This window comes from Thalassospira sp. TSL5-1 (assembly GCF_001907695.1).
Classification (GTDB): Bacteria; Pseudomonadota; Alphaproteobacteria; order Rhodospirillales; family Thalassospiraceae; genus Thalassospira.
Window position 1 is genome coordinate 1,056,329 of sequence record NZ_KV880637.1, and the last position, 24,323, is coordinate 1,080,651.

18 protein-coding genes are annotated in these 24,323 nt (G+C 52.9%); 4 read left to right on the forward strand and 14 right to left on the reverse strand.

What is annotated here, in order from left to right; genetic code table 11:
• Positions 1 to 21: 21 nt before the first annotated feature.
• Entirely contained in the window at positions 22 to 486 is a 465-nt protein-coding gene (locus tag LF95_RS05000; protein WP_073953942.1) for a thiol-disulfide oxidoreductase DCC family protein, read from the forward strand.
• Positions 483 to 2,141 (forward strand): SDR family oxidoreductase, encoded by a 1,659-nt coding sequence (locus tag LF95_RS05005; RefSeq protein ID WP_073953943.1) that lies wholly within the window; start codon positions 483 to 485, stop codon positions 2,139 to 2,141. Before LF95_RS05000 ends, LF95_RS05005 begins: the two co-directional genes overlap by 4 nt.
• Positions 2,142 to 2,247: 106 nt before the next feature.
• Here the strand turns inward: LF95_RS05005 and LF95_RS05010 are convergent, their stop codons facing one another.
• The 5 genes from LF95_RS05010 to LF95_RS05030 all read right to left on the reverse strand — a co-directional run bounded on the left by LF95_RS05010 (position 2,248) and on the right by LF95_RS05030 (position 12,571).
• Positions 2,248 to 6,960 carry an autotransporter domain-containing protein gene (locus tag LF95_RS05010; protein WP_073953944.1) on the reverse strand — a complete coding sequence of 1,571 codons (4,713 nt, stop codon included), beginning with the start codon at positions 6,958 to 6,960 and terminating at the stop codon, positions 2,248 to 2,250.
• A gap of 865 nt (positions 6,961 to 7,825) precedes the next feature.
• Positions 7,826 to 8,638 carry a hypothetical protein gene (locus tag LF95_RS05015; protein ID WP_143181943.1) on the reverse strand — a complete coding sequence of 271 codons (813 nt, stop codon included), beginning with the start codon at positions 8,636 to 8,638 and terminating at the stop codon, positions 7,826 to 7,828.
• Position 8,639: 1 nt separating this feature from the next.
• Positions 8,640 to 9,737, reverse strand: coding sequence for a hypothetical protein (locus tag LF95_RS05020; protein ID WP_073953946.1), 1,098 nt, complete (start codon positions 9,735 to 9,737; stop codon positions 8,640 to 8,642).
• Positions 9,728 to 11,416, reverse strand: coding sequence for a DUF4123 domain-containing protein (locus tag LF95_RS05025; protein ID WP_073953947.1), 1,689 nt, complete (start codon positions 11,414 to 11,416; stop codon positions 9,728 to 9,730). The genes LF95_RS05020 and LF95_RS05025 overlap by 10 nt, the downstream gene beginning before the upstream one ends.
• A gap of 294 nt (positions 11,417 to 11,710) precedes the next feature.
• Positions 11,711 to 12,571, reverse strand: a complete 861-nt coding sequence (locus LF95_RS05030; protein ID WP_073953948.1) for a LysR family transcriptional regulator — start codon at positions 12,569 to 12,571, stop codon at positions 11,711 to 11,713.
• 143 nt (positions 12,572 to 12,714) lie between these two features.
• Here LF95_RS05030 and LF95_RS05035 point away from each other — a divergent pair, with 143 nt between their 5' ends.
• Positions 12,715 to 13,764 carry a DMT family transporter gene (locus tag LF95_RS05035; protein WP_168173659.1) on the forward strand — a complete coding sequence of 350 codons (1,050 nt, stop codon included), beginning with the start codon at positions 12,715 to 12,717 and terminating at the stop codon, positions 13,762 to 13,764.
• A gap of 18 nt (positions 13,765 to 13,782) precedes the next feature.
• Here LF95_RS05035 and LF95_RS05040 read toward each other — a convergent pair whose 3' ends face one another.
• From LF95_RS05040 to fabI, 4 genes are all read right to left on the reverse strand, one after another.
• Entirely contained in the window at positions 13,783 to 14,250 is a 468-nt protein-coding gene (locus LF95_RS05040) for a DUF2269 family protein (RefSeq protein WP_073953950.1), read from the reverse strand.
• A gap of 107 nt (positions 14,251 to 14,357) precedes the next feature.
• Positions 14,358 to 14,978 carry a TetR/AcrR family transcriptional regulator gene (locus tag LF95_RS05045; RefSeq protein ID WP_073953951.1) on the reverse strand — a complete coding sequence of 207 codons (621 nt, stop codon included), beginning with the start codon at positions 14,976 to 14,978 and terminating at the stop codon, positions 14,358 to 14,360.
• Positions 14,979 to 15,238: 260 nt separating this feature from the next.
• Positions 15,239 to 16,327 carry a chorismate synthase gene (gene aroC, locus LF95_RS05050; RefSeq protein WP_073953952.1) on the reverse strand — a complete coding sequence of 363 codons (1,089 nt, stop codon included), beginning with the start codon at positions 16,325 to 16,327 and terminating at the stop codon, positions 15,239 to 15,241.
• A gap of 87 nt (positions 16,328 to 16,414) precedes the next feature.
• The gene (gene fabI / locus LF95_RS05055) at positions 16,415 to 17,245 is read right to left on the reverse strand and encodes an enoyl-ACP reductase FabI (protein WP_073953953.1); all 831 of its coding nucleotides are present in this window, start codon (positions 17,243 to 17,245) and stop codon (positions 16,415 to 16,417) included.
• Positions 17,246 to 17,449: 204 nt separating this feature from the next.
• On the opposite strand from fabI, the gene LF95_RS05060 reads away from it, so the two are divergent.
• Complete coding sequence (locus LF95_RS05060) at positions 17,450 to 18,814, forward strand: YihY family inner membrane protein (RefSeq protein ID WP_073953954.1); 1,365 nt, start codon at positions 17,450 to 17,452, stop codon at positions 18,812 to 18,814.
• A 33-nt stretch (positions 18,815 to 18,847) separates the two neighbouring features.
• Here LF95_RS05060 and LF95_RS05065 read toward each other — a convergent pair whose 3' ends face one another.
• The 5 genes from LF95_RS05065 to LF95_RS05085 all read right to left on the reverse strand — a co-directional run bounded on the left by LF95_RS05065 (position 18,848) and on the right by LF95_RS05085 (position 24,283).
• Positions 18,848 to 19,285: a universal stress protein gene (locus LF95_RS05065; RefSeq protein WP_073953955.1), complete on the reverse strand. Its 438-nt coding sequence runs from the start codon at positions 19,283 to 19,285 to the stop codon at positions 18,848 to 18,850.
• 96 nt (positions 19,286 to 19,381) lie between these two features.
• Positions 19,382 to 20,758, reverse strand: a complete 1,377-nt coding sequence (locus LF95_RS05070; protein ID WP_073953956.1) for a mechanosensitive ion channel family protein — start codon at positions 20,756 to 20,758, stop codon at positions 19,382 to 19,384.
• A 207-nt stretch (positions 20,759 to 20,965) separates the two neighbouring features.
• Complete coding sequence (locus LF95_RS05075) at positions 20,966 to 22,456, reverse strand: acetyl-CoA hydrolase/transferase family protein (protein ID WP_073953957.1); 1,491 nt, start codon at positions 22,454 to 22,456, stop codon at positions 20,966 to 20,968.
• A 168-nt stretch (positions 22,457 to 22,624) separates the two neighbouring features.
• Positions 22,625 to 23,251, reverse strand: coding sequence for an alpha/beta family hydrolase (locus tag LF95_RS05080; protein ID WP_073953958.1), 627 nt, complete (start codon positions 23,249 to 23,251; stop codon positions 22,625 to 22,627).
• A 114-nt stretch (positions 23,252 to 23,365) separates the two neighbouring features.
• The gene (locus LF95_RS05085) at positions 23,366 to 24,283 is read right to left on the reverse strand and encodes a DnaJ C-terminal domain-containing protein (protein WP_073953959.1); all 918 of its coding nucleotides are present in this window, start codon (positions 24,281 to 24,283) and stop codon (positions 23,366 to 23,368) included.
• Positions 24,284 to 24,323: the final 40 nt, after the last annotated feature.

Sequence of the window (24,323 nt, forward strand, 5' to 3'; positions counted from 1 at the left end):
GATGATGTGCAAGGATGTGTCATGCAGGCTGTCAGGTCACAGGCTCCATATGGGTATCGGTCGGACCCGTCTATTCCACCGTTTGATGATGCCGGGCCAATCACGGTGATGGATGGCGAATGTGCACTGTGCTCCGTTGGTGCACGGATGATTGCGCGTTTTGACAAAGCCGGTGAATTTCGCATTTGCCGCAGTCAAAGCCCCCTTGGCCGGGCACTTCTTTCCCATTACGGCATGTCTGCCGACGATCCTGAAAGCTGGCTTTTGATTATGGATGGCCAGGCCTATGGCTCCCTTGAGGCCATTATTCGGGCGGGTCGGCGCATTGGTGGCCCTGGCCTGTGTTTGCAGCCCCTGCGCCTGTTGCCGCGCCCGGTTCAGGACTGGCTTTATCGCATTATTGCCCGTAACCGTTATCGTTTGTTTGGCCGGAAGGATATGTGTGGCATTCCCGATCCGGAACTTCGGGCAAGGTTGATGGAATGAAAATCGTCATTCTTGGCGGCTATGGTGTTTTTGGCTCGCGTCTGGCCGAACTTTTGCTGCGCGATGGGCATGATGTGGTTGTTGCCGGGCGTCATCGGGCCAAAGCCAAGGCATGTGCGAATGATCTTGGTTGTGCTGCTTTGGAAGTCGATCTGCATGCTTGCCCGGAACGCATATTTTCCGTTGCGCCGGATATGGTGGTGGATGCTGCCGGACCCTTTCATACCTATCGCGATGATCCTTATAAAATCGCGCGGATGTGCCTTGATCATGGTGCGGATTATCTTGATCTGTCCGACGATGCGGCCTTTACCACTGGCATAACCGTGCTGAATGGTCCGGCACGCCAGAATAACAGATGCCTGCTCTCAGGGGTGTCTACCGTGCCGGGTATATCGTCCGCTATCGCATCTGATTTGTGTGACGGGCTTGATGCGGTTTTGTTGATTGAAAGCGCGATTTTACCGGGAAATCGCGCGCCGCGCGGCATGTCGGTGATCACTGGCATTGTTGGCCAATTGGGCACGGTTTCGCGTGTCTGGCGTGGCGGTGTCTGGTGCGATCAGGCGTGCTGGAGTGACGCCCGAAACTTGCGTCTTGCCCCGGACATAAAACGTACGGCGCGGTTTATCGAGGTGCCTGATATTCGCCTTTTCCCGGGCTTCTTTAACGCAAGGTCGGTGATGTTTCGTGCCGGGATGGAATTGGGCATTTTGAACGCGGCGATGTCTTGGGTTGGGAAACTGCGCCGTCGCTGGATGTTCGATGTAACGCCTTTTCGTGTCGGTATCATCCGCAAGATGGCGGATATGCTCCGGCCCTTTGGCACGGACCGTGGGGGCATGGAGGTTGTTGTTATTGGCACCAAGGACGGTGAAACGGTCCGGCGGTGCTGGCGTTTGATTGCAGAAGCTGGTGATGGCCCGTATATCCCGGCCATCGCCGCGCGTGCGGTGATTCGCAACCGTGTTTTGGGTCAGGTGGCGGCAGGTGCGCGCCCCTGTCTTGCGGAAACCAGCCGCCCTCAGACCGAACAGGCGATGACGGACCTGTCTGTATCCTTTCAGATGGACGAAAATCCCGTGCGCCCTCTTTTTCAATCTGTGCTGCGGGACCGATGGTTTCTTTTGCCGTCTGAAATTCGGGCGTTGCATTCGGTCCATGATGTGGAAAGTTTTTCGGGGCAGGCCGAAGTCATCCGGGGGCGTTCCCTGATTGCGCGCGCGATTGCCTGGTTTTTTGGTTTTCCACCGGCCAGTCAGAAATGTGCGGTGAGCGTCACAAAAACCCGTATCGAAACAGGCGAGATCTGGCAGCGCAATTTTGGCGGGAGAATTTTCCGGTCACGTTGCTGTAGCGCTGCGACACCCTATCGCTTTTGCGAGGGTTTTGGGGTGTTTAATTATGAAATGGATGTGGATGCGACTAATGCGGGTATTCAATTGCCGGTGCGTCGCGGATGGTTCATGGGGGTTCCGTTGCCACGTTTTTTGCTGCCCAAAAGCGACAGCCGTGAATATGTGCAAAATGGCATTTTCCATTTCGATGTAAAGTTAAGCGCGCCGTTGGGAATTGGTTTGATTGTGCGATATCGCGGGTCTTTGCATCCTGATGGCAAGGGGCATTCGCCTGGGCATGGCGGTGTCGAAAGTTGAATATTGTGTCGTTCTGGGGACAGACAAAAACAGGCCTTCAAGCTGATAGCGCGTGAAGGCCTGTTTCGGGTTTTGTGGGGGCGGGTTCGTTTATAGGTCTATTGCCTTACCATTCAAAACGGCCACCCAGAATAAAGCTGTGTTCGGTTTGTTTGGCCCCAAAAGACGGATTGTAGCTGGCAAAAGCCTGAAAGGAATCGCCAAATTTCAGGGCGGAGCCGATTTTGGCGGTTAACATGTTGCGGTCCTTTGGGGTGCCATTGACGACAAAATCACTGCCGCCTGCGGTGAAGTGCAGGGTGCTGCTGTTGTCGGTTGACCCGATATGATGTTTCAGGGCCAGCCCCAACTGGGGCAGCAGTTTTTTATTGTTACCCACATCATATTCGGTCGAAAAACGCACACCGATGCTTGATGTCCCGACAAGGTTGGTATCGTCGTCACGTGCCAGATTGGCCCCCGGAGCGCCGGTTTCGGCAAAGTCGCCCAAATATTGTTGCAGGACCGAGGCGGAGACATAGGGCTCGAACCACATGGTTTGTTCAACCTGAAAGGTTCGGGCCAGCTCTGCATCGGCCGACAGGCTTTGGTCGGTGTAGCTGGCTGTTGCGCTCTGGTCAAAGCCCCCAATTTTCAGGTCGCGTCGGCTGTCAGAGGCAACACGGCTCCAGGCAAGCTGGGCGCTGGCCCGCCAGTCATTTTTGCGGTATTCGCCATACATGCCAGCGGTAAAGGTATCGGTGTCAATCTTTGATCGGATTGCGCTCTGTTCGCTATTGCCATTGATATAACCAAAGAAGGCACCCAGTGTAATGTCGGGTGTTATGGCCCTGTCGTAACCCCCAATGATGCCCAGCCAGTCATAACCGGTTTTGACCGATTCCCCGTCGGCATCAATGATGCCCCGGCCGCCCACCGTTTGTGACCAAAGGCCGTTGGGGGCTTTGTCAGAGGATGACGTTGTGGATGTATTGGACCAGCCCAGCGATGCACTGAGCGGTTGGGTTACATCAATCATGCCCTGGGGCTGGGCAAAGCCGGCCATTTCGGCGGCCGAAAAGGCCAGCCCGGCCTGGCTGCCGGAATTTGTTGATGTGCGCAGGGTGGTCAAACGGGTCCCTACCTGCTGGCTGACCTGCTGGTTCAGATTGATGCTGGCCTGCTGGGTGATGGGGTAAATGTTGCCGGTGAGCTGGGTATAAGCCTCTTTCACCCCGGCTTCCGACAGAGAAAGAATGTTGTTCAGCAGGTTGTCTGCTCCCTCGAGACCGCTCAGAACCGACGCGACTGCTTTCTGGTTGGGGGTTGAAGCAACATCAGCATAACCGGTCGTATTGCGCTTGAGCTTCAGCGAGACATCGTTGCCGGTTCCCGCGGTGTAGGTGACGGTCGCATCGTAAAAAGCGAGATCGTCTGTTACCGAGGCAAAAGTACCGGTAATTGCGGATGCGCCCTGATTATCAATGATGATTTGGGAATAGTCGTTTTGCGCGAAGTTGCCCTGCAAGCCCACAATGGAAAGGGTTGCTCCACCGAGAGCGACGGTGCCGTTATTCTGAACCACCACCTTGTCCATGTTGCCAGTGTCATTCACCTCGATCTTGAGGGTTGAACCACTGTTCAGAGTGTAATTGCCATTTATCGTCTGGGTGCCGATACTATTGTTGCCCGGCGCATGAATAGCACCGGACAAGACCGAAAGGGCACCGAGCGTCCCGGTACCGCCGAATGAACCCTGGTTAACCGTGGTGTTGCCGGAATAGGTGTTGTTTCCGGTCAGGAACAACTGTCCGGTTCCTGTTTTGGTCAAAGAACCCGTGCCCGAAACAATGCCGGAAAGGGTTAGCGCGGTATCGCCAGCGGTGTTGATCGTGCTGTTTTTGTTCGCATTCAGAGTGACATCTTGCGCCCTTGTAAAGGAGCCGGTACTTGCAAGCGTGCCACCATCCAGAACAAGGCTTCCAGCGCCAAGGTTTGCCGCTGATGCCACCGAGAGCGTGCCACCCGAAAGGGTTGTCGAGCCGGTAAAATTGTTATTGTTTCCTGAGAGGGTTGTATCACCGGCAAGAATCTTGATGGCCCCGGCACCGGAAATGTTGGAGGTAAAGTCGTAATTTTCTGTCGTATGCTTGAATACAAGCGAGCCTGTACCATTGCCAAAGATGACATTGCTTGCATCAACAATACCTGCTGAGGCGGCTGGGTCGCTTCCCTCTGCGGCACCAATATTTAGAACTCCGGACGAGCCTGTATCATAACCGATATATACGCCGCGCGTTGAATCGCTGACAGTAAGCTTGCCGCCGTTCGACAGTGTGGCTTGGCCCGATCCTTTGTAGCCGATCATGGTATAGATAGTTGACGTTGCACTTGAGTCTGCCCCGTCAATAATAAGGGTACCAGCGGAGCCTTCGACGAAGCCGGCAATGATTTTTTGTGCGTCCGCTATTTTGCCGCCATTGGTTACAGAAGTGATGCCATCGCTACCGTAGGTGCCGATACTCAGATAATAGTCAGTGCCGAATGCGGTGCCGTCATTGGTCATTTTTAATGTCGAGCCGGAACCGGAAATGTTTAGTCTCCCGCTTGATCCGACAGCAGAGCCAACCTCAACTCGAAGGCCTGCTTCAAAGACGGCACCGTCTGAAATATCAAGCGTGCCGTCACCCTTCGAGCCAACATATAGGGCTCCATCCGCCAAATCGACAAGTGTTCCGCTACCCGAGACGCTGATTTTCCCTGTTGTATTTTTATCTTGGGCAATGGTGATGCCTGTGGTGATGTTTGCTGTTGCCGCTTCCTTGATATACAGCTCACCATTTCCACCTTGCACGCCGATTGTAATGCCACCATCAGTCGTTATTTGGCTACCCGATCCTGATGCCGTTACCACGCCGGTTTTCCCCGGTGTCGGCATACCGATAGCTAAAGTGTTCTTGCTGTGAAAATGAGCGCCGTCGAGAACCTCCAGCGAGCCGTTGTCAATCCGTGCCGTCAGGCTGGTATTGAGCTTGGTTCCTTGACCCTTCAAGATGAGGTTGCCTTTAATTGATGTTGGGGCATCAACGCTCGGGTCAAAGGTACCGATAACCATGCTGGTGATATTTAAAATGCTTCCGTTCTGAGCAGTGAGCGAAGGGCTTTCCTGTCCTTCGCCGCCAACGAAAAGTCCGGCGGCGGTTGTGGTGTTGTTATCGAAGGTCAGGCCGCCATTGCCCACCTTGATATAGTTATATGTCTGATCCTGACTCAGCGTCAGGTTTCCCGCCCCTGTTTTTTCCAAATTAACAGGGTCTACCGTATTGGTGATAGTGCCCGAAAGGGCTGCGTTCCCGCTTAGGACTTCGACGGACAAGGTTGCATTTGCGAGGTCAATTGCATTGCTGATATTTGCGCCATCCGCCAGGCCCAGTGTGCCGCCGCTGACCGTCAGTTTCGATGTGCCAATGGCGCTGCTTGTGCCCAGTGTCAGGGTGCCGCCCTCAAGTGAGACATTGCCACTAAATCCGCTGCTGTTGGCGGTCAGTCGGGTTTTGCCCGCAATATTGCGAACTGTGCCTTTGCCATCTTCTTTCGACACCATTGCGTTTGCAAATTCATAATCCGTTTCGGTGTGATTGAAGATGATGGTGCTGGTGCCGCCATAAAATTCGACGCCGTTGGTGGCCGTAACCGTGCCTGCAGCAACGGCGGTACTGGCGGCATCGGCACCAATATTCAGGGTGCCGTTTGCATCTGCGGTAAAGCCCATCCGCAAGACATCGGCCATAGAGAATGTTGCACCGTTTTGAACCGTGATGGTGCCGGTACCGTCTACGCCGATATAGCCCTTGCCAGAAAAGGTGTCCGATATGGACGACAGTTTAGTGTCGCTTCCGGTCACAAGAATGCTGCCGGTAGAACCAAGATCATTGCCGACCCCGACGGTGGATGCCCAAACCTGCGCACCGCCCGAAATGGTCAGTTCGCCGGTGTTATTGCTGGGACCATTACCGCTGCCGCCAACATACAGGGCCAAATGGGCGTTCCAGGTGGTGTTTTCCCCGGTAACGGTCATGGACGCCTTGTTTTCATCTCCAACGCCATGACCATTGACATAACCGGCATCTGATTCCAGCGTGACACCATCCGAGATTGTGGCTGTCCCGGATTCAACGCTGAAATAGCCGTCCGCACTTTCAAAGCTTGCCGGTGTACCGCTATGTGCTGTGCCGATTTTGATATTGGTGCCATTGCCCGAGGCGGTAAAGGTGGCACTGTTCAGGTAAATACCGCCAGATACTGTTTCAAGTTCAGCACCATTTTTGACCTCGAAGGTGCCTTTTTTGAAGCCGATGTGTGATTCTGATTTCAGTTTTGAGCCGCTATCGGTGATGGAAATCGACCCTGTTCCCGCATCTGGAGAGGTTTTGACATGATAGGCCGAAACCTTACCGCCACTGGAAATATTCACCTTTCCCTCGCCCAGATAGCCGATGAGAAGGGCTGTGCCATTGTCATTCCAGACGGCATTGGGGCCAGTCACATTGACAATCGAGTTGGCCCCCGTATCGATGCCGACAAATGTTTCTTTTGCCGTCGACCCTTCACGTGTGCCGCTGTTCAGAATGGCGCCCGTGCCGATATTCAGAACAGTGTTGCCAGAGGTTGGTGCAACGCCAAGCCTGAGCTGTTCATAGGTTTCCGTGCCTGAAACAGTATGGCTGCCGGTGCTTAAGAACAAATTTTCGGCCAGGGCCGGTCCGTGCAGACACAGGATATCTGTTGCCACAGTGGCCAGTAAAATGAGTGTCGTTTTCCTGCTTGATGAACTGAGCATGCTTTCCCCCCTTTAAGTCATGATCATCGCTTTGTCATAGGGTCTATCTGTATTTTAAGAGTTCCCTGAATGGAGCCCGATCTGACAACGCTGATATTTGGCGTGATTTCATGGTCGAATTAACAAATATGAAATGTATAATTTTGTGCTGTTACAAAGGATGCACACAACCAAACCGCCAAATTTGAAGCCATGAGAGCATGGTCAGGATTTGGCAGGCAAAAGCGATGTGGCAGGAGCAAGGCACGTCTATTCCATATTGAGTATGTAAAAACGGGACCCTATCCATTTATTACATGTTTCTACTATAGTGGTATTTGCCTGAGGGGAAAAGTGACATTTAAATTCACTTAAGGGTAGGTTTTCAACTAAAGGTATTGAAGTTTTTGGTCTTATTTGATTGCTGTGGAAAAGTGAGTGCCTCTACTTTTAAATAATTTTAAGGCTCAATATTTGCATGATTAAGCGCAGATATGGCGCTTAGGGCCAGTTCGCGCAGGGCCGGTGTTGCCTGGTCGCGGATTTTAAGCGCGATGTTAATGGGGGGAAGCTCGGGCAGGTCGGGACCGGTGATGACATGCAGCCTTTCATGCCGGGGCGGTGCAGGCGGGCATCACGCCCACGGCATGGCCGCCGCGCACGGCAGTTACGAGCATGGAATTGGCGTTGCTGTTCTATGTCCTGCAGCTTTGGCTAATATCATTGACCATCACTTTCACGTACTGGTGTTGTGACGCTGCTTTTGATGTCGTCAAGGCAACGTGATGTGGCGAGGTATTTTTCCTGCATACAGCAAAAACAGAACAGCCTCAGATAATCATTTTTGAGGCCGTTGAGCTTTTTCCGGCTGGTAGTTTCATTTCCATCACTTTGTATTTTTGCAAGTTTCGGTTACATATCGATGCGTCAAAGCGACACGTTCTTTCCAGGGGATATCAGTATATACGCGATTGGAGAAATATTCTCTCAGCGATGCAATCTTCTGGTATTGATCTTGGTCTAATTCTCCTCGTTTTGATGCACCCTCGTAATTTGCAATGTCTAGAAGACAATCGCTGTCAAAAGATGTTTTAAGTTCATATCGCAATCGGTCATCTCCATCTCTCCAATGAACGACCGCGCTTAATTCTGCATAGCCATCTGCTGTTCCTGAAGTCCATGAGAGTAAGGGAACACGCTCTACACCGAAATTTTGGTTCGATTGGGTCGCCAAGTAATTAAATGCAGAAAAAACACTTTCCCCAAAAATATTTTCTTTGCTCCTTTCTAGCATTAAGTTTTTCCGTAGATCCCATTCGGGCGATTCTGTGAACCTTTTAATTAATTTTTGCGTTTGGGAGGCCGCTAAATCAAAATCAGAATGATCAGCAACAGGACATACGATATCAATAGATGTCGCCAAGCCTCTGTTGGCAATAACTTTCAGGATCGCATCTTGACATTCAATACGTACGTCCAGAGCCGCCAAAACAACATCAGTGTGACTGTTTCGTCCCCCAAAACCAGGGAACTTTTTATCTTCATTAAAGCCAAAATCGATACCTGTTTGTTGCTGTATTTCATAGGTATCAGCAAACGGTGAGATGTTTATATGTGGTCGTTTTCCGGCAGCGTTTCGCACCAAAAATACGGATGCCAGCGTCAAGGCAATGGTGCTGGCGATTACAAGCTTACGCACGTTAATATCCTCGCGCATCTACTGTCATCATTTGAAGTTCTTGACGAAGAAAACTCCTATTTTCTTTGTTTTCGTACCACATCTCATCGAACCGAGAAACGACCTGAATTGTATAAGGGTATCTATCCGCAGCCTCGGATATCCAACCGCTTCGATCATAATAAATAATGAAGCTATCATCGACTTCCGTGTTTTGGTTATAGGTGAACTTGGCTGCTGCCCTATAACCGCGAAGAACAAGCCCAATCTCCAAAGGGTCATAAGGACCCCAATCTATCTTGTCATACATGTACTGCTGGAGAGTAAAATTTTGCTCATTAAATAAAATTTTACGAGTAGATGCTTCGCGCCTTTCGTCGCGTGTCTGGGCACGTAAAGAATCTAAAATACCCGCTCTAATTAACCCTTTTCTATCAACCTCAATGTTTTCCAGATCGGGAAACATACGATTACCAGGCTGCACGCGATCCCACCAAGCGATAAATGCTTTAAGACATTGCTCGAAATCGTTAATTGCCGTCTCATCCAGAGGTTTTCCGAATTCCTGGAAATGTCGAATGCAGAAATCGAAAATCGCAAAAACTTCAACGAAAACGACTGCGTTTCCAACAATGACCTTATTGAGTGTATCCAACATTAAAGATGTTGGCAGAAAAGCGTCACTTCGGCCACGTTGATATTCGATATTATAGACGAATGAGCAATAGAGGCGAATGAGATCGGTAACTTCCCAGCGTACGACGTTGGATGCAAACGCCGCAGAACCAACAAACGGTATTTGGACCAATTGCTGATCAAGAGTTTGAAAAGATTCTGCGTATAATCCGGAAATGCGTTTGATCCTGTCGAGTTGCGCGTAAAGTCTACCAAACCGTTGCTGAACCGTTAAAAAATCCATGAAACGCAGTCTAGGCCAGTCTTTATGCAGTCGTTCCTGGCTTGACTGACTTAGCGGCAACTGCAAAGCTCTGATGACCCTCGCAGCTACTTCTTCATAAAGCGGTATACAGTTGTGGCACTGGCTGGAAATTTCATCGGGAGGTGTGTTGGGTAATTCGTTAATCCATTTCCATGCGCTGCCGTAGTCAATCACGCCCATAGTACGTTTTCCCGTTCAGTTTGTTTGGTTTCAATAATGCGTCTTAGAGACCTTGCAACATCTACACGCCAATTGTTCGATAAAATTGCTAGCTTTAGTTCGTGATAAATAGGGTTTTCTCCCCAATACATGCCAAGTAAAAGAGAAATTTTAATAACTGTGTTTATCTTTTTTGGGGTTGTTTGATTTTTGAAATCGAAGCAGCTTAAAGATTTTTTCTTGAATGATTCAATATCTTCAATTTTTCTCATGTATGATGCGGTTTTGTCTGCAGGAGAAATATCGTTTTCGGTCTCAATGAATGAAAGAATTTCTTTTATTTTTTTTTCTATCGAATTATCAGAAAAGAAGTTCTCCTTTTTTTTCCGGTCAAGAAGTTCGATGATTTTCTCTTTTTTTTCTGATTCAGAATATTTTTCTTTCATTAGGATCTCTCTTGTTTTTTTATTAAATCTATGATCCTCTTCAAAATGTATTCCAAGATATAATGACGCATAACATAGAGTTGCTATGCCTCGTTCAGTAGTGTAGCCTTCTTTTTGGGCTTGATATCTGACTTTTGCGACGAACGAAATAATTGCGTCTTTTGTTGCGTTGAAGCGAGATAGCCATATCGGATCTTGTTTTAATAGTTGAAGGGCAATTTTTTCGTCGAACTTGACAGTTTGATTGTTTTCAAATGCCTCAATTTCGCGCATAGAAAGAATTTGATTGGGAAAAATAGAAATTTTGGATGAAATTGGGATGTCGGGAACGATATTATACGCCGTTGATCCATCTCTAGCCTCAACAATCAAGCCTTTGATACCAGGCGCATTGCGGGGATGGAACCAAGCCGTACAACGCTCGCACCAGTCAGCGATATGAGAGAAATAAGAAATTGCAACGCGAGGGTCCCAGAACCTCAAAAAGATCCATGCCTTGGTATCCTCGCGCTGTAATCTGATAAATTTTCTGAAATGTCCCCAGACATGGTCCATGGACGCTGTAGTTCGGATGAATATTCCTGTATTTTGGCCCCAGTGTTTGCGGAAAAAATCACGATGGAATGTCGGTACGTCTTCATTGTTCGTCCATGCAGTATCTGGAAGTGTCATATCGATGAGGTAAGGCGCGCTCTCTTTCAATTCCTGTGCTGCCTTGCCTTTGAACAGGGATCGTATCGGCACATCGATGCTGTCGAGATCAAATACGCCAGTGATGTTTTTGCGCAGTGTGGCGTCCACGACCAGATACGTATATATTTTTGATCCGTTCTTTGGCTGGTTAAACAGCAACTCTTTTAACTTTGGTGCGATCCATTCCTGATCTCGGAACGGCATATCTGTTTGATGGAGGGGATGCTCAAATGTGTGGTTCTCAACAGTTAGGTAACTTTTTGTAGTTTCTGTGATCGTGCCTTCTATCGGGCCGAGTTCCACGGTATGTCCAGCATGCACGGCTTGAGCGAGAGCGCCGACCTGGCGTTGCTGCGCGCTGTGTCGGGAAAGGTATTCCGGAGCGGAAAGAACCTCTTCCAGCCAGAGAATTGAGTAGTCAAGATACGCGATATGGGTCTCAAGTGCCGAACGGAAACTGCTATAATCTCGCGCCCAGACTGCTGCCTGACAGCGATATTCGCCATCACCCTCGGTTGCGCGCAAATGACAGTTACCAATCCATGCTTGAAAGTCGCTCATACCAAAATATCCGTTAATACCAACTTGCAAAATTGTGTTTCGTTGAGGGGCTCAATAGTGTCTGATCAAAAATCAAATTGATTGATTTCCATCCTTTTAAGTCTCTCCGGTTTGCAAAGGAGACAGCGCCTCACATGACACGGATCAAAACCTGCCGTGGCATTATTGCCTGTAAGAGTTGTGTTATGCAAGGGGGTGCCCGTTAGGGGATGTGATGGGGTATATCGGTATGATCGGTTGCCATTTGCGAGCGTGCCGTATCATCTCAAGCATCGGCTTTTGGAGAGATGCAGGTTAAATAGGCTGTGTTTCGCGGCCTAGGGCGGAAATGGCGCTTAGGGCCAGTTCGCGCAGGGCCGGTGTTGCCTGGTCACGGATTTTAAGCGCGATGTTAATGGGGGGAAGCTCGGGCATGTCGGGCCCGGTGATGACATGCAGCCTTTCATGCCGGGCGGTGCAGGCGGGCATCACGCCCACGGCGTGGCCGCCGCGCACCGCCGTAACCAGCATGGAATTGGCGTTGCTGCTGTGGCTGATACAATGCGGGATATCTTGGGCGCGCAGGGCGGCAAGGCCACTTTGTCGGACAGAACAGGCATCGTGATAGACCGCGACGGGCAGCGGGCGCTGGTGGATGTCAAAGTCCGGCAGGCCAACCCAAACCAGGGGTTCGGAGATGACATGCAGGCTGTCGCCCTCGGCCTCGGCGGTCATGATGGCAAGGTCGAGTTCGCCCTGGGCGACCCGTTTGCCGAGGTCCACGCTGTAACCGGCATGGCAGCTTATTTCGGTATGGGGCAGGCGCTTGGTGGCAGAGCGCAGAATTTCCGGTAAAAATATGGTGGCATAATCATCGGGCAGGCCGATGCGCAAAATGGGTGGCGCGGCTTCCAGCAGGTCGGCCAACATGCGGTCATTCAGCCCGATAATATCCTCGGCATAGGATTTGACGACAAGGCCGGTTGCGGTTGGCGTGATCTGATTGCGGTGTCGGGAAATCAGCGGGGTGCCAACGGTTTCTTCCAGGCGTTTGATTTGCTGGCTGATCGCGGGCTGGGTGCGCAACAAAATCTCGGCTGTGCGGGTGAAACTTTGAGTTTCCAGCACGGTCAAAAAGGTTCTGAGCCAATCAATATCAACGTTTAACAGCGCCATAAGGTTTTGTTATTTCCGTTATAAGCCGAAGCAATTTCCCTTTTGACAGCTTCACGGGCATTGTGCCGGGGCAAACAGTCAACGACCTAATCTGGCGGCTGTTAATGCGCAAAACAATGATTTTGTTATTAAAGGCGACGGCAATGCAGAATACCGCCTGTTTGAACGAGACATCGGGATGTCAGAACATTAACGACCCGCACGGGAGTGCCTGCGATTCCGTTGATATGGCGGAGCGGCAGTCTGCAACCGCATCCTTGTCAACAGGTGCGGGGGCCGCGCGCAGTATGATTTGGCCGGTGCTGGGATTGTTGCTGGCCGCGAGCCTGATGGGAATTGGCCCGATTTTTGTCCGTCTTTCCGGTGTTTCGGCGGAGGCATCGGCCTTTTGGCGCGCCATGCTGGCCGCCCCGGTTTTTTTGTTTGCCAGTCAGGGACTTGCCATTGCCGGTGGGAAAAAACGCGCATCAAATATGGACGTCCCTAACAGCACAGCCCGCCCCGCACGTAAAACCGGGTTGCTGGTGCTCGCCGGTGTGCTGTTTGCTGCCGATTTGATGTTTGCCCATTTGGCGATAGGTATGACAACGGTTGCCAATGCGATTTTGCTCAATAATCTGGCGCCGCTTTTTGTCGGCTGCTTTGGCCTGCTGGGCTGGGCACGGCGGCCCAGCCGCCGGTTCTGGCAGGGCCTGCCCATTGCCATGCTGGGCGCGTTTTGCCTGTTTTTGGCCAGTTCACATGGCAGTGGCTCGATGCTGGGTGATGCGACGGCGATTGTCGCTGCAGGGTTTTATGGCACCTATTTTGTCGTCATTGCAAAGCTGCGACAGGACCATTCCGCTTTGCAGATCATGCTCTGGAGCACGATTGTCACCGCGATTATTCTGGCCCTTTATATGCTGGTTTTTGATGGCGGCATTGGCATGCCCGCGGTTATCGGGGGCTGGCTGGCCCTGTGTGGTCTGGCCTTTTTAACCCATATTGGCGGGCAGGGGATGGTTTCGGTCTGTTTCAAACGGGTTGATGAAGCCACCGGGTCGATCATTTTGTTGTGGCAGCCCTTTATGTCGGCAATTTTGGGGGCACTGGTGCTGGGCGAGGTTTTAAACCCCTGGCATGCCGTTGGGGCTGCGCTGGTGATGGTGGCGGTGGCCTATATCACGGTGCGTCGCCGCCGCAGGGCTGGATGATGGGCGTTAACGTTCTGATCAGGGATTCAGCATCAGCCACAGGGTGATAAACGGGAAAATGACCGCCAGCATGCCAAGAAAGTTCCACAACCGGGCGGCACGATAATAGGTTTCGGGCAGGTCGGCCTGGTGATGGTCGCATGCGGTTTGCGCCAGCTTTGCCATGCGGCGTTGCAGCGGGATTAATCCCAACAGCCAGATCACCGCTACCATGATAAACAGGAAAATGCCGCTTTGCAGGTTAAAACGCGCGGCAAGGTCAATGCGGCCGATGTGATACATGCCAATGCCGCCAAGGGCGATCAGCACAACCCCGCTGGCGGTAAAGGCCAGATCGGTGATTTTAACCAGGCGGCAGGCAAAGGCGATGATCGCCGGATTACGGGTTTTGTCGGCCAGGTTTTTCCAGACGGCACTGACAACGATATTGCCAAGAAACAACACCACACCCAAAAGATGGATGAACTTGATAAAGGCGTAATCCATGCTGATATCCCCGGATTGCAACGATAAAGCCGCTGGTCTGTGTTGGTGTCCAAAGCAGGAATGACCTGTTCGGGGCAGCAATGCAAGCCGCGATCCATGCGACGCGGCTATTCCTGTTTTGCCGCCAGATTAGCTGGCACGCCAAGCTCCTCGGCCAGCAGACCAAACACAAAATCCTGCAGGGGTTGGTCGGCGGGGGGCGAGATCATGCCGTCAATCACCAGGGTGGCAATGCCGTGTGCGCGGCTCCAGGCGGCAAGGGCGCGGTTATAGGCATTGGCGGCATCGGCCAGCGTCATATTGCCGCGCTGATCCAGATTGGTGACAGATCGTTGCAGAATATCAAATACCGCATCGGCGGCATCGCGCAGTTCGGGATATTGGTCTAGTGGGGGGCGTTCGCGGCCAAAGATCAGGCGGAAATGCTGCGGGTTTTCAATGGCAAACTCAACGTAGGATGCGCTAAGCGCCATGATGCGTTCTTCATGGGGCAGGTTGCGCTTTGCGGTTTCTTCCAGCCGGTCACCAAACCGTTTGAGGGCGGCAATCGCCACTGCCGCTAAAATGCCATCCTTACCGTCAAAATGCCGATAGGGGGCGGCTTCGGAAACGCCGGTCAGGCGGGCGAGGCGGCGCAGCGACAGGCCGCCGGGGCCCTCGGCACGCAAAATGGTTTCGGCCTCGCGCAGCAAAACATTGCGCACATCGCCATGATGATATTTGGACATTTGCTCGGTTCAGTCTTTTTATGTTAATATTGTTAACATAAACAATGGCTTTAAGATGGTCAAGCAAAAACTCGCAGAAATCAGCCGTTTTTCGGGTTGAATAATCATCGCCAGATTGTGTTGGTTCTGACAGGTGCTTGATGCCGATGCGCGTTTTCGGGCAGGCACATAAATGCCTGGCACATAAAGAAAAACGGCAGACCCGCAAGGACCTGCCGTTTTGAAAGTCTGCTTTGACATGCGAAATAGCGCGTGAAAGATCAGGCCTTGTTCCAGCCTTCGCATTGGGCACGATGGCGCAGTAAATGGTCGGCCAGGACGATGGCGGCCATTGCCTCGCCCACCGGAACGGCGCGAATGCCAACGCAGGGGTCGTGGCGGCCCTTGGTAACAACATCAACATCCTTGCCGCTGACATCCACACTGTGGCGCGGTGTGAGGATGGAACTGGTCGGTTTGACGGCAAAGCGAATGATCACATCCTCGCCCGAGGAAATGCCCCCCAGAATGCCCCCAGCATGGTTGGAGAGGAAAACCGGTTTGCCATCTTCGCCCATGCGCATTTCATCGGCATTTTCAATGCCGGTCAGTTCGGCGGCTTCAAAACCGTTACCAATTTCAACCCCCTTGACGGCGTTAATCGTCATCATGGCCTTGGCAAGGTCGGCATCGAGTTTGTCGTAAATCGGGTCGCCTAGGCCAACCGGCACGCCAGAGCACACGACCTCGATCACCGCGCCAACGGATGATCCGTCTTTGCGCAGGCCATCCAGGTATTCTTCAAAAACCGGCACGGCTTCGGCATCGGGGGTGAAGAACGGGTTGTTATCCACCTCGTCCCAGTTCCAGTTGGCGCGATTGATTTCTTTGGTGCCCATTTTAACCAGGGCCCCGCGAATTTTGATGTCATCGCCCAAAATTTTGCGGGCAACCGCACCGGCGGCAACCCGCATGGCGGTTTCGCGGGCCGAAGACCGCCCGCCACCGCGATAATCGCGAATGCCGTATTTTTCCCAATAGGTGTAATCGGCATGGCCGGGGCGGAACTGGTTTTTGATTTCGCCATAATCCTTGGAGCGCTGATCGACATTTTCAATCAGAAGCCCAATCGGGGTGCCGGTGGTTTTGCCTTCAAACACACCCGAGAGGATTTTAACTTCGTCCGGTTCGCGACGCTGGGTGGTAAAGCGCGACTGGCCGGGTTTGCGCTTTTCCAGATATTTCTGAATGTCGGCTTCACACAGATCAAGGCGCGGGGGAACCCCATCCACCACACAGCCAATTGCCGGACCGTGGCTTTCGCCAAAGGTGGTAAAACGAAACAGGGAGCCAAAACTGTTGCCAGCCATCAGAAATTCCAGACTTTATCGGTTAAACATATAAACAGACAAAACGGGCCGCCCGCAGGCGACCCGGTTTATCGGATTTTGGCGGGGTCAGGGTTTGCTGACCGTAATATCCGGGGCATCGACCTGTTTCATGCCCACGGTATGATAACCGCAATCGACATGGTGGGTTTCGCCCGTCACACCCGATGACAGGTCGGACAGGAAATAAAGCCCGGAGCGACCGACATCATCAATCGTGACATTGCGACGCATCGGCGAATTATATTCGTTCCATTTCAGGATATAGCGGAAATCGCCAATCCCGGAGGCTGCCAGGGTCTTGATCGGCCCGGCGGAAATGGCGTTAACACGAATATTATCCGGACCAAGGTCGTTGGCCATGTATTTGACGCTGGCCTCCAGGGCTGCCTTGGCAACCCCCATGACGTTATAATGCGGCATGACCTTTTCTGCCCCGTAATAGGACAGGGTCAGCATGGAACCGCCACTGGTCATCATTTTTTCAGCGCGTTGGGCAACGGCGGTAAAAGAATAGACCGAGATATTCATCGACATGGCGAAATTCTCAGGCGAGGTATCAAGATACCGGCCGCGGAGTTCGTTTTTGTCGGAATAGCCAATGGCATGGACGATGAAGTCAATTGTGTCCCATTTTTCCTTCAGGGCAGCAAAAGCTTCGTCAATGCTGGCAGGGTCACTGACATCGCAGGGCAGAACAATGTCGCTGCCAACGCTTTCTGCCAGTGGGCGCACGCGCTTGCCAAGAGCATCCCCCTGATAGGTGAATGCAACTTCGCCACCAGCAGCGGCAACAGCACGGGCAATGCCCCATGCAATGGATTTATCGTTCGCGACGCCCATGATCAGGCCCCGTTTACCGGCCATCAGGCCTGAAAGATTATCGGCGGACAGGCTCATTTTTCCTCTCGTTCAGGCGATCTCTCTCCGTATTTGGCAGCGTGCCCGGTCAGGACGGCCCCTTACACTGGAGACATTCAATATTATCCGCATCCTACACAAAGCCGGGCTAAAATCAATCTGGCCTGTTTTATCTTTGCGTGGCGCGTTACTCTATCTCGATTTTGTTACTATAGTCCGAATTTGCACAGGATTAAGCGTTTAATGGTGAATTTGCGAAAATTGCTCGACGACCGCACCGGATTCTGGCGTTATGCCGTGCTGCGGTTTCTGCATGACAAATCTCCACAACGTGCTAGTGCACTTTCATATACCACCCTGTTGGCAATGGTGCCGTTTTTGGCAATTGCGCTGACGGTACTGTCGGCCTTTCCGGTTTTTGATGCCTGGAAAGATCAGATTTCCAATCTGATTTTCAGCAATTTTTTGCCCCAAACAGGTTCGGAAGTAGCCGATTATCTGGCCGGATTTTTGAAAAATACCGGGCAGATGACGGCCATCGGAACCATTGTTCTGGGGTTTACGGCGGTGATGCTGCTGGGGTCCATAGAAACCGTGATGAATGATGTTTTCCGCGTCACAACGCCGCGCAAACTGCTGTCCCGGCTGGTGGTGTTCTGGGCGCTGATCACGGTGGGTCCGTTATTGCTGGGCTTAAGTTTATCGCTGGCGTCCTATATTTTTGCCATGCGCCATTTGGTGGGCGGCGAGGCGCTTGATGCGCAAATCGGCCAGCTTGGTTTTCTCGCGCCGTTCTTTTTGTCGGCGATTGCCTTTTCGCTGCTGTTTTTGGGCATGCCCAACCGTGCGGTGGTGGTGACGGATGGTATGATTGGCGGGGTGGTGGCCGCCGCCCTGTTCGAGCTTCTGAAAAAAGGGTTTGGACTTTATGTCAGCACCTTTCCGACATACCAGACGCTGTATGGTGCGGTTGCGGTGGTGCCGATTTTCCTGATCTGGATGTATTTGACCTGGCTGGTGATTTTGCTGGGTGCACAGGTGGCCGCTGCGCGTTCCGAATGGCGGGCCGCGCGCGCGGCTGGCCTGGTGCCGGACCCGCGTGGCGGTTTGCCTGGCCATACCGAACGCCTGATTTCGGTATTAAAACTGCTGGAATATTTACAGAACCGGTTTCAGAAGGCCGACAAGCCACCAACGTATCGCCATTTGTTGCACGAACTTAAAATGGGCGGGCGCGATTTGAACTGGGCGCTGGCCGCCCTGCGTCGCGAAAACCTGATTGATCGCAGCGAAAAGCATCGCTGGCTGTTATCGGGCGATTTGTCGCGCCTGAAACTGGGCGATTTGATGGAAAAGCTGGGCCTGTTTCTCGATCAGGACAGGCTGTTGCTGGTGGATGTCAAAAGTGGCTGGCCGATTGAGGTGCGCGACAGGCTGATTGAGCTTCAGGATTGCCGTAAGGATATTTTTGATGTCGCGCTGAGCGAACTGTTTCAGAGCCAGCGTCCGGAAGACGTCGTGCCCGCCCCGCTTGAGCAGAACAAAGATGATGCGAAAAGCAAGGCGGGCGACATTAATGCCGATGACATGAACAGTCAGGTGGACTAAAGGCAAAAGGCCCAAAACGCCCAACGCGGAATGTCAGGCGTCCTTGGCAATGGCGATCAGGATGCTGCAGGGCGCATGGGCCAGAAGCGACGCACCGGTGGAACCACCCCACCAGCGTGCCAACGCCCCCTGTTCACGGTGGCCAACCACAATCAGGTCCGCGTTTATTTCCTGGGCGACACGGCCAATTTCATTGGCGGGAATGCCATTTTCAAGGCGGGTTTCAACCGACAGTCCCCGATCCTGTAGCTTGGCCTTGCCCTCTTGCAGGCTGGCTTTAATTTCGGCCAGCATCCGGTCTGGCAGGTCGGAGGGAACGGCGGCCTCGGCATAGATAACACCAATATCGGGGGACATAACCGCCAGCAGGCAGACGTCGGCCTTGCACATGGTTGCCAGTTCCGCCCCCTGTTTCAGGGCTGCGCGGCCTTCTTGGCTGCCGTCATAGGCCAGCAGGATTTTTTGATACATGAGGTCGCCTTTTTGCATGAAAAAGCAGGGTAATAGGATGAAAATTATACATCCAACCCTGCCATCTTTAACAAGAAAATTCTAATTTATTTTGCTTCACGGGTCTGGTCGGTTGGCCGTGTCGGGGGAGGTTTTTATAATGTCTGCCCCCGGATGGCTGACTTCAAAGCGTAGCGGACGGCTGCCGGGATGCAAATGCAGGTCGCGCTGCGGGAAGGGGATTTCGATGTCGTTTTCCTTGAAGGCATCCCAAACATTGAGCAGCACTTCACTGATGATGTTGCCGCGCCCGTTTTGCGGATCGTTGATCCAGAAGCGGATTTCCAGATCGACCGAATTATCGCCAAAGCCGCGCAACAGCGTGTTGGGGCCGGGGGTATCGAGCACCCGTTTGCATTTGGCCGCTGCCGCGTTACACAGCGCAATGGCCTGGCGCGGGTCGTTGTTATAGGAAATGCCGACGGGGATTTTCAGGCGAAGCTGAACATCGGAATGGCTCCAGTTTTCAACCTGATTGGTAATCAAATCCTCGTTGGGGATCAGAAATTCGGTGCCATCGCGGGTGCGAACGGCGGTGTAACGTGCGCCTAGTGACTGGATCCAGCCAAAGGTATCGCCAATGGCAATCACATCGCCCGGCTTGATCGAACGATCCAATAGCAGGATCAACCCACTGATCAGGTTGGCGACGATGCGTTGCAAACCAAGGCCGATGCCCACACCAACCGCACCGCCAAAAACCGCAAGGGCGGTTAGATCGATGCCAATGGTGGACAGGGCAAAGAACACTGCAACGGATAGCAACACGATTTTCAGAAGCTTGACCAGTAACACCTGAACCGAAGGTGTTAAGCGGTGAACCCGGTTAATGCGCTGTTCAAACAGATGGGAGGCAAAGGACGCGACCCATAACAAAATCGCCAGCGACAGGACCGCCTTGATCAACCCGTAAAGAGAAATACGCACTTTGCCCAGCTCGAAGGCGACACTGTTGAGCATGTCGATGGCGGGGTTAAGCAGGCCGACAATATTAAGCGCGGCAATGCCCCAGGCAATGACGGCAATGGTGCGACCCCATACCGGGTCATTCAAAAAGGCGCTGGCAAGGCGAATGAAGATCCAGGCGATCAGCAGGCTTGTTACCAGACGCAAAACATTGTGCGGATAGTCAATCTGGGTGGCAATGCCGTCCAAGACCCACAGAATGATCATGAAAACCAGTGGAAAGGACAGACCCGGCAGAGTTTTGCAAAACCGTTTCAGGCCGGGAATGTGGCTGAGGGCGGCCTGCCAGTTTTGTAAACGCGACAGCAGGCGTGCAATCGGCTTTGCGAGTAAAATCGCGGGAACAGCGGCAAGGGCAATGGCCGTAAACTGCAACAGGATGGGAACCAGCAGCAGATTGGCTTGAACCCAGTCTACGGCCTTTTCAAACCAGGCCATTATGCGTTCGGATTGCCAGAAACCGTCCATTCATGCCCGCCTGCGTAAAATGGCCGCCCGGTCGAAAGGCTCCGGCTGTATTGCGGTTCAGCCGGGCGGCGATGTGGTTCTTTATGCCTATCCTAACATTCCTGACCGAAAATACAGCCAAAACAGTATGCTGACGGGAAAAAGACCTGAAATGCGGGGCCGTGCCTGGCATGAAGCAGCGTTGTTCATGCCAGGAACCTGGCTGGGTCAGGGTTTCATGGTGCCATGCAGGCGCAAATTATTGTGCCAGGAAAAGGCTTCCTCGATGAGATGCGGGGTATGGCCGCCACGGACCACGGCGCGATTGAAATAATCGCCCAGTTCATCGCGATAGGAAGGATGGACACAATTGGCCAGAATGGTTTGCGCACGTTCACGCGGGGCCAGACCGCGCAAATCGGCCAGGCCAGTTTCCGTAATCAGAATATCCACATCATGTTCGGTATGGTCGACATGGCTGACCATCGGCACAACGCTGGAAATTTTGCCGGCCTTGGCGATTGATTTGGTGACAAAAATCGACATGTGACCATTGCGGGCAAAATCACCCGACCCGCCAATGCCATTCATCATTTGTGTGCCACCAACATGGGTGGAATTGACATTGCCATACAGGTCAAATTCCAGCGCGGTATTAATGCAGATCAGCCCCAAACGGCGAATGACTTCGGGATGGTTGCTGATTTCCTGGGGGCGTAAAATGAGTTGGTGTTTGTAGCGTGCAAGATCGGCAATCACCTGTTCATAGCGCGACTGCGACAGGGTGATGGAGGAGCCAGAGGCAAAGTCCAGCTTTCCGGCATCAAACAGGTCGAATGTCGAATCCTGCAAGACTTCGGAATACATTTTCAGGCCATGAAACGGCGTATCGATAAAGCCGTGCATCACCGCATTGGCAATGGTGCCAATACCGGCCTGAAGCGGTTGCAATTCGTTGGTCAGGCGGCCGCTTTTGACTTCGTATTTCAAAAAGTCGGCCAAATGCCCGGCAATGGCACGGGTGTCTTCATCGGGCGGCAATACGGTCGAGGAACTATCGGCCTTGCGGGTGACAACAATGGCGACGATTTTGTCAGGATCGACCGGAATGAAGGGGAAACCCACCCGGCTTTCGGGGGAGACAACCGGCACCGGCTGGCGCGTCGGGCGACGCGAGGGAATATAAATATCGTGCAATCCCTCCAGCGTTTCGGATTGCGTCAGGTTAATCTCGACAATCACCTTTTTGGCAAGGATGGCGAAGCTGGCCGAATTGCCGACCGATGTGGTCGGAATGATGCCGCCCTGCTCGGTGATGGCGACGGCCTCGACCACGGCAATGTCGATGCCGGGGATTTGATCGGTGCGCAATTGTTCCACCGTTTCGGAAAGGTGCTGGTCAATAAACATCACCTCGCCGGAATTGATCGCCTTGCGCAGGCCCGGATCGGCCTGAAACGGGATGCGGCGCGACAGGACATGGGCCTCGGCCAGGGTGCGGTCCAGATCATTGCCCAGCGATGCCCCCGTCATCAGGGTGATTTTGAGCGGGTCTTTTTTGGCCCGCTCGGCCAGAGCCATCGGTACGGCCTTGGCTTCACCGGCACGGGTAAAGCCGCTCATGCCGACAACCATGCCATCCTTTATCAGACTGGCCGCTTCTTCGGCGCTGACAACACGTTCCTGAAATTTGGGATGACGAATGCGTTGGCGATACATGGGCTTTCCTTTGTGGCAGGTGGGACGGGAGAGGTACACATAACAGGTGTAAAGGACCATTCCGCGCAATTGGTGTGAGAAATTCGCGTATGCCTTTGTATTTTATGCAATGCTAATATTCTTATAATAATTCCAAAGTCGGGCGGGATGGATTGAACAGGGCGTGTTTCAGGCAGGCAGGGTTTGCAGGAACCGGTCAATGGCGGTTGCACAGTCATTCAGGTTCTGATCGACCGTGCGGCCCGATGCCTTGCGCGGTGCGAAATCATGATTGCCATCCTCAACCCAGTGCAGCGATATGGCAGACGAGAGAGGATAGCCTGCAATTTCATCGGGCTTGCCAAACGGGTCGCGGGTGCCGTGGCAAATCAGGGTGGGGGTGGTCAGGGTTGCCAAATGTTCGGTACGGGGTTTTTCGGGTTTGCCGGTGGGGTGAAACGGGTACCCAAGGCATAACAAGGCCCGGACTTGTGCCGTATCCGCGATCATGCTGGCGATGCGCCCACCCATTGATTTGCCAGCAATGACGATGCTCTCCGCCGGGCCTGCATCGGCAATGGCGGTGTTAAAGGCATCCATCAATGCAGGGGCACGGTCTGGCGGGCGTTTTTTGCCATCCTGTCGCCGTTTGACCATGTAGGGGAATTCAAACCGCCCCACGCGATAGCCTTTTTGCCCCAGTTTTTCGGCCATATCGGCCATAAAGGGGCTGTCCATTGGGGCACCAGCACCATGTGCAAACAAAATTTTCAGGGCCGCGTCTTTCGGCCCGGTCCAAATGAAGCTGGTGGTCATGGAGGATCCTGTTTGGCGGGGGATGTCAGGCAATTCAGGCAGTCAGGCAAAGAAAGGGGCGTTACAAAACGGGCTGTAACGCCCCGAATATCGGGTTAGTTTGGTTTCGGTGCTTCACCGGACCGATTGAGGATGGTCGCGCGACCATTTTTCAATGAAATCGATCAGGTCCTGGTCACGTTTTTCCGGCAGCTTGACGGTCAGATGCACATATTGATCGCCGCGTTTGTCGCCCCGGTTATAGGGCGCACCCTTGCCGCGCAGGCGCAGGGTGGTGCCGCTATTGGCATTGGCGGGCAGTTTCATTGAAACCTTGCCGTCAATGGTGGGTACCTGGATCGACCCGCCCAGGATGGCTTCGCTTAGGGATATGGCCATGTCGCAGTGCAAATCATTGCCTTCACGGCGAAATTGCTGGTCGGCATGTACATGCAGCTTGATGAGTGCATCGCCGGCTTCACCGCCATTCATGCCCGCCATGCCCTGATTTTTCAGGCGCAGGGTTTGGCCGTCCTCGCTGCCGGGCGGGATGCGAACTTCAAGCTGTTTGCCGCTGGCAAGATTGATGCGCTTGGTCGTGCCCAGCAGGGCTTCTTTCAGATCAAGGCTGAGTTCATAGCTGATATTGGGGCCTTTGACACGGGTGTCGCGCCGTCCCCCAAAACCACCGCGCGCGCCCGCACGGTTGCCAAAAATTTCGTCGAAAATATCTTCGGCACTGCCGCCACCAAAGCCGAACGGGTCACCGCCGCCCGCGGACGTGCGATACCCGCCCGCACCGGCACCCGCGCGGCCAAATGGTCCGGTTTCGCGGCCTTCAGCATCGATTTCGCCATTGTCGTATTTTTTGCGGCGCTCCGCATCGCCCAGCAGGTGATACGCGGATGAAACCTTTTTAAAGCGGTCTTCGATTTTGGCATCGTTTGGATGAAGGTCCGGATGCAATTCGCGCGCAAGTTTGCGATAGGCTTTTTTGATCTCGTCCTGCGAGGCCGTTTTGGATACGCCAAGGATCTTGTATGGGTCCTGCATTGCCAGCCTGGTTGGAAAAGGTGAAACATCATTGCCGGTT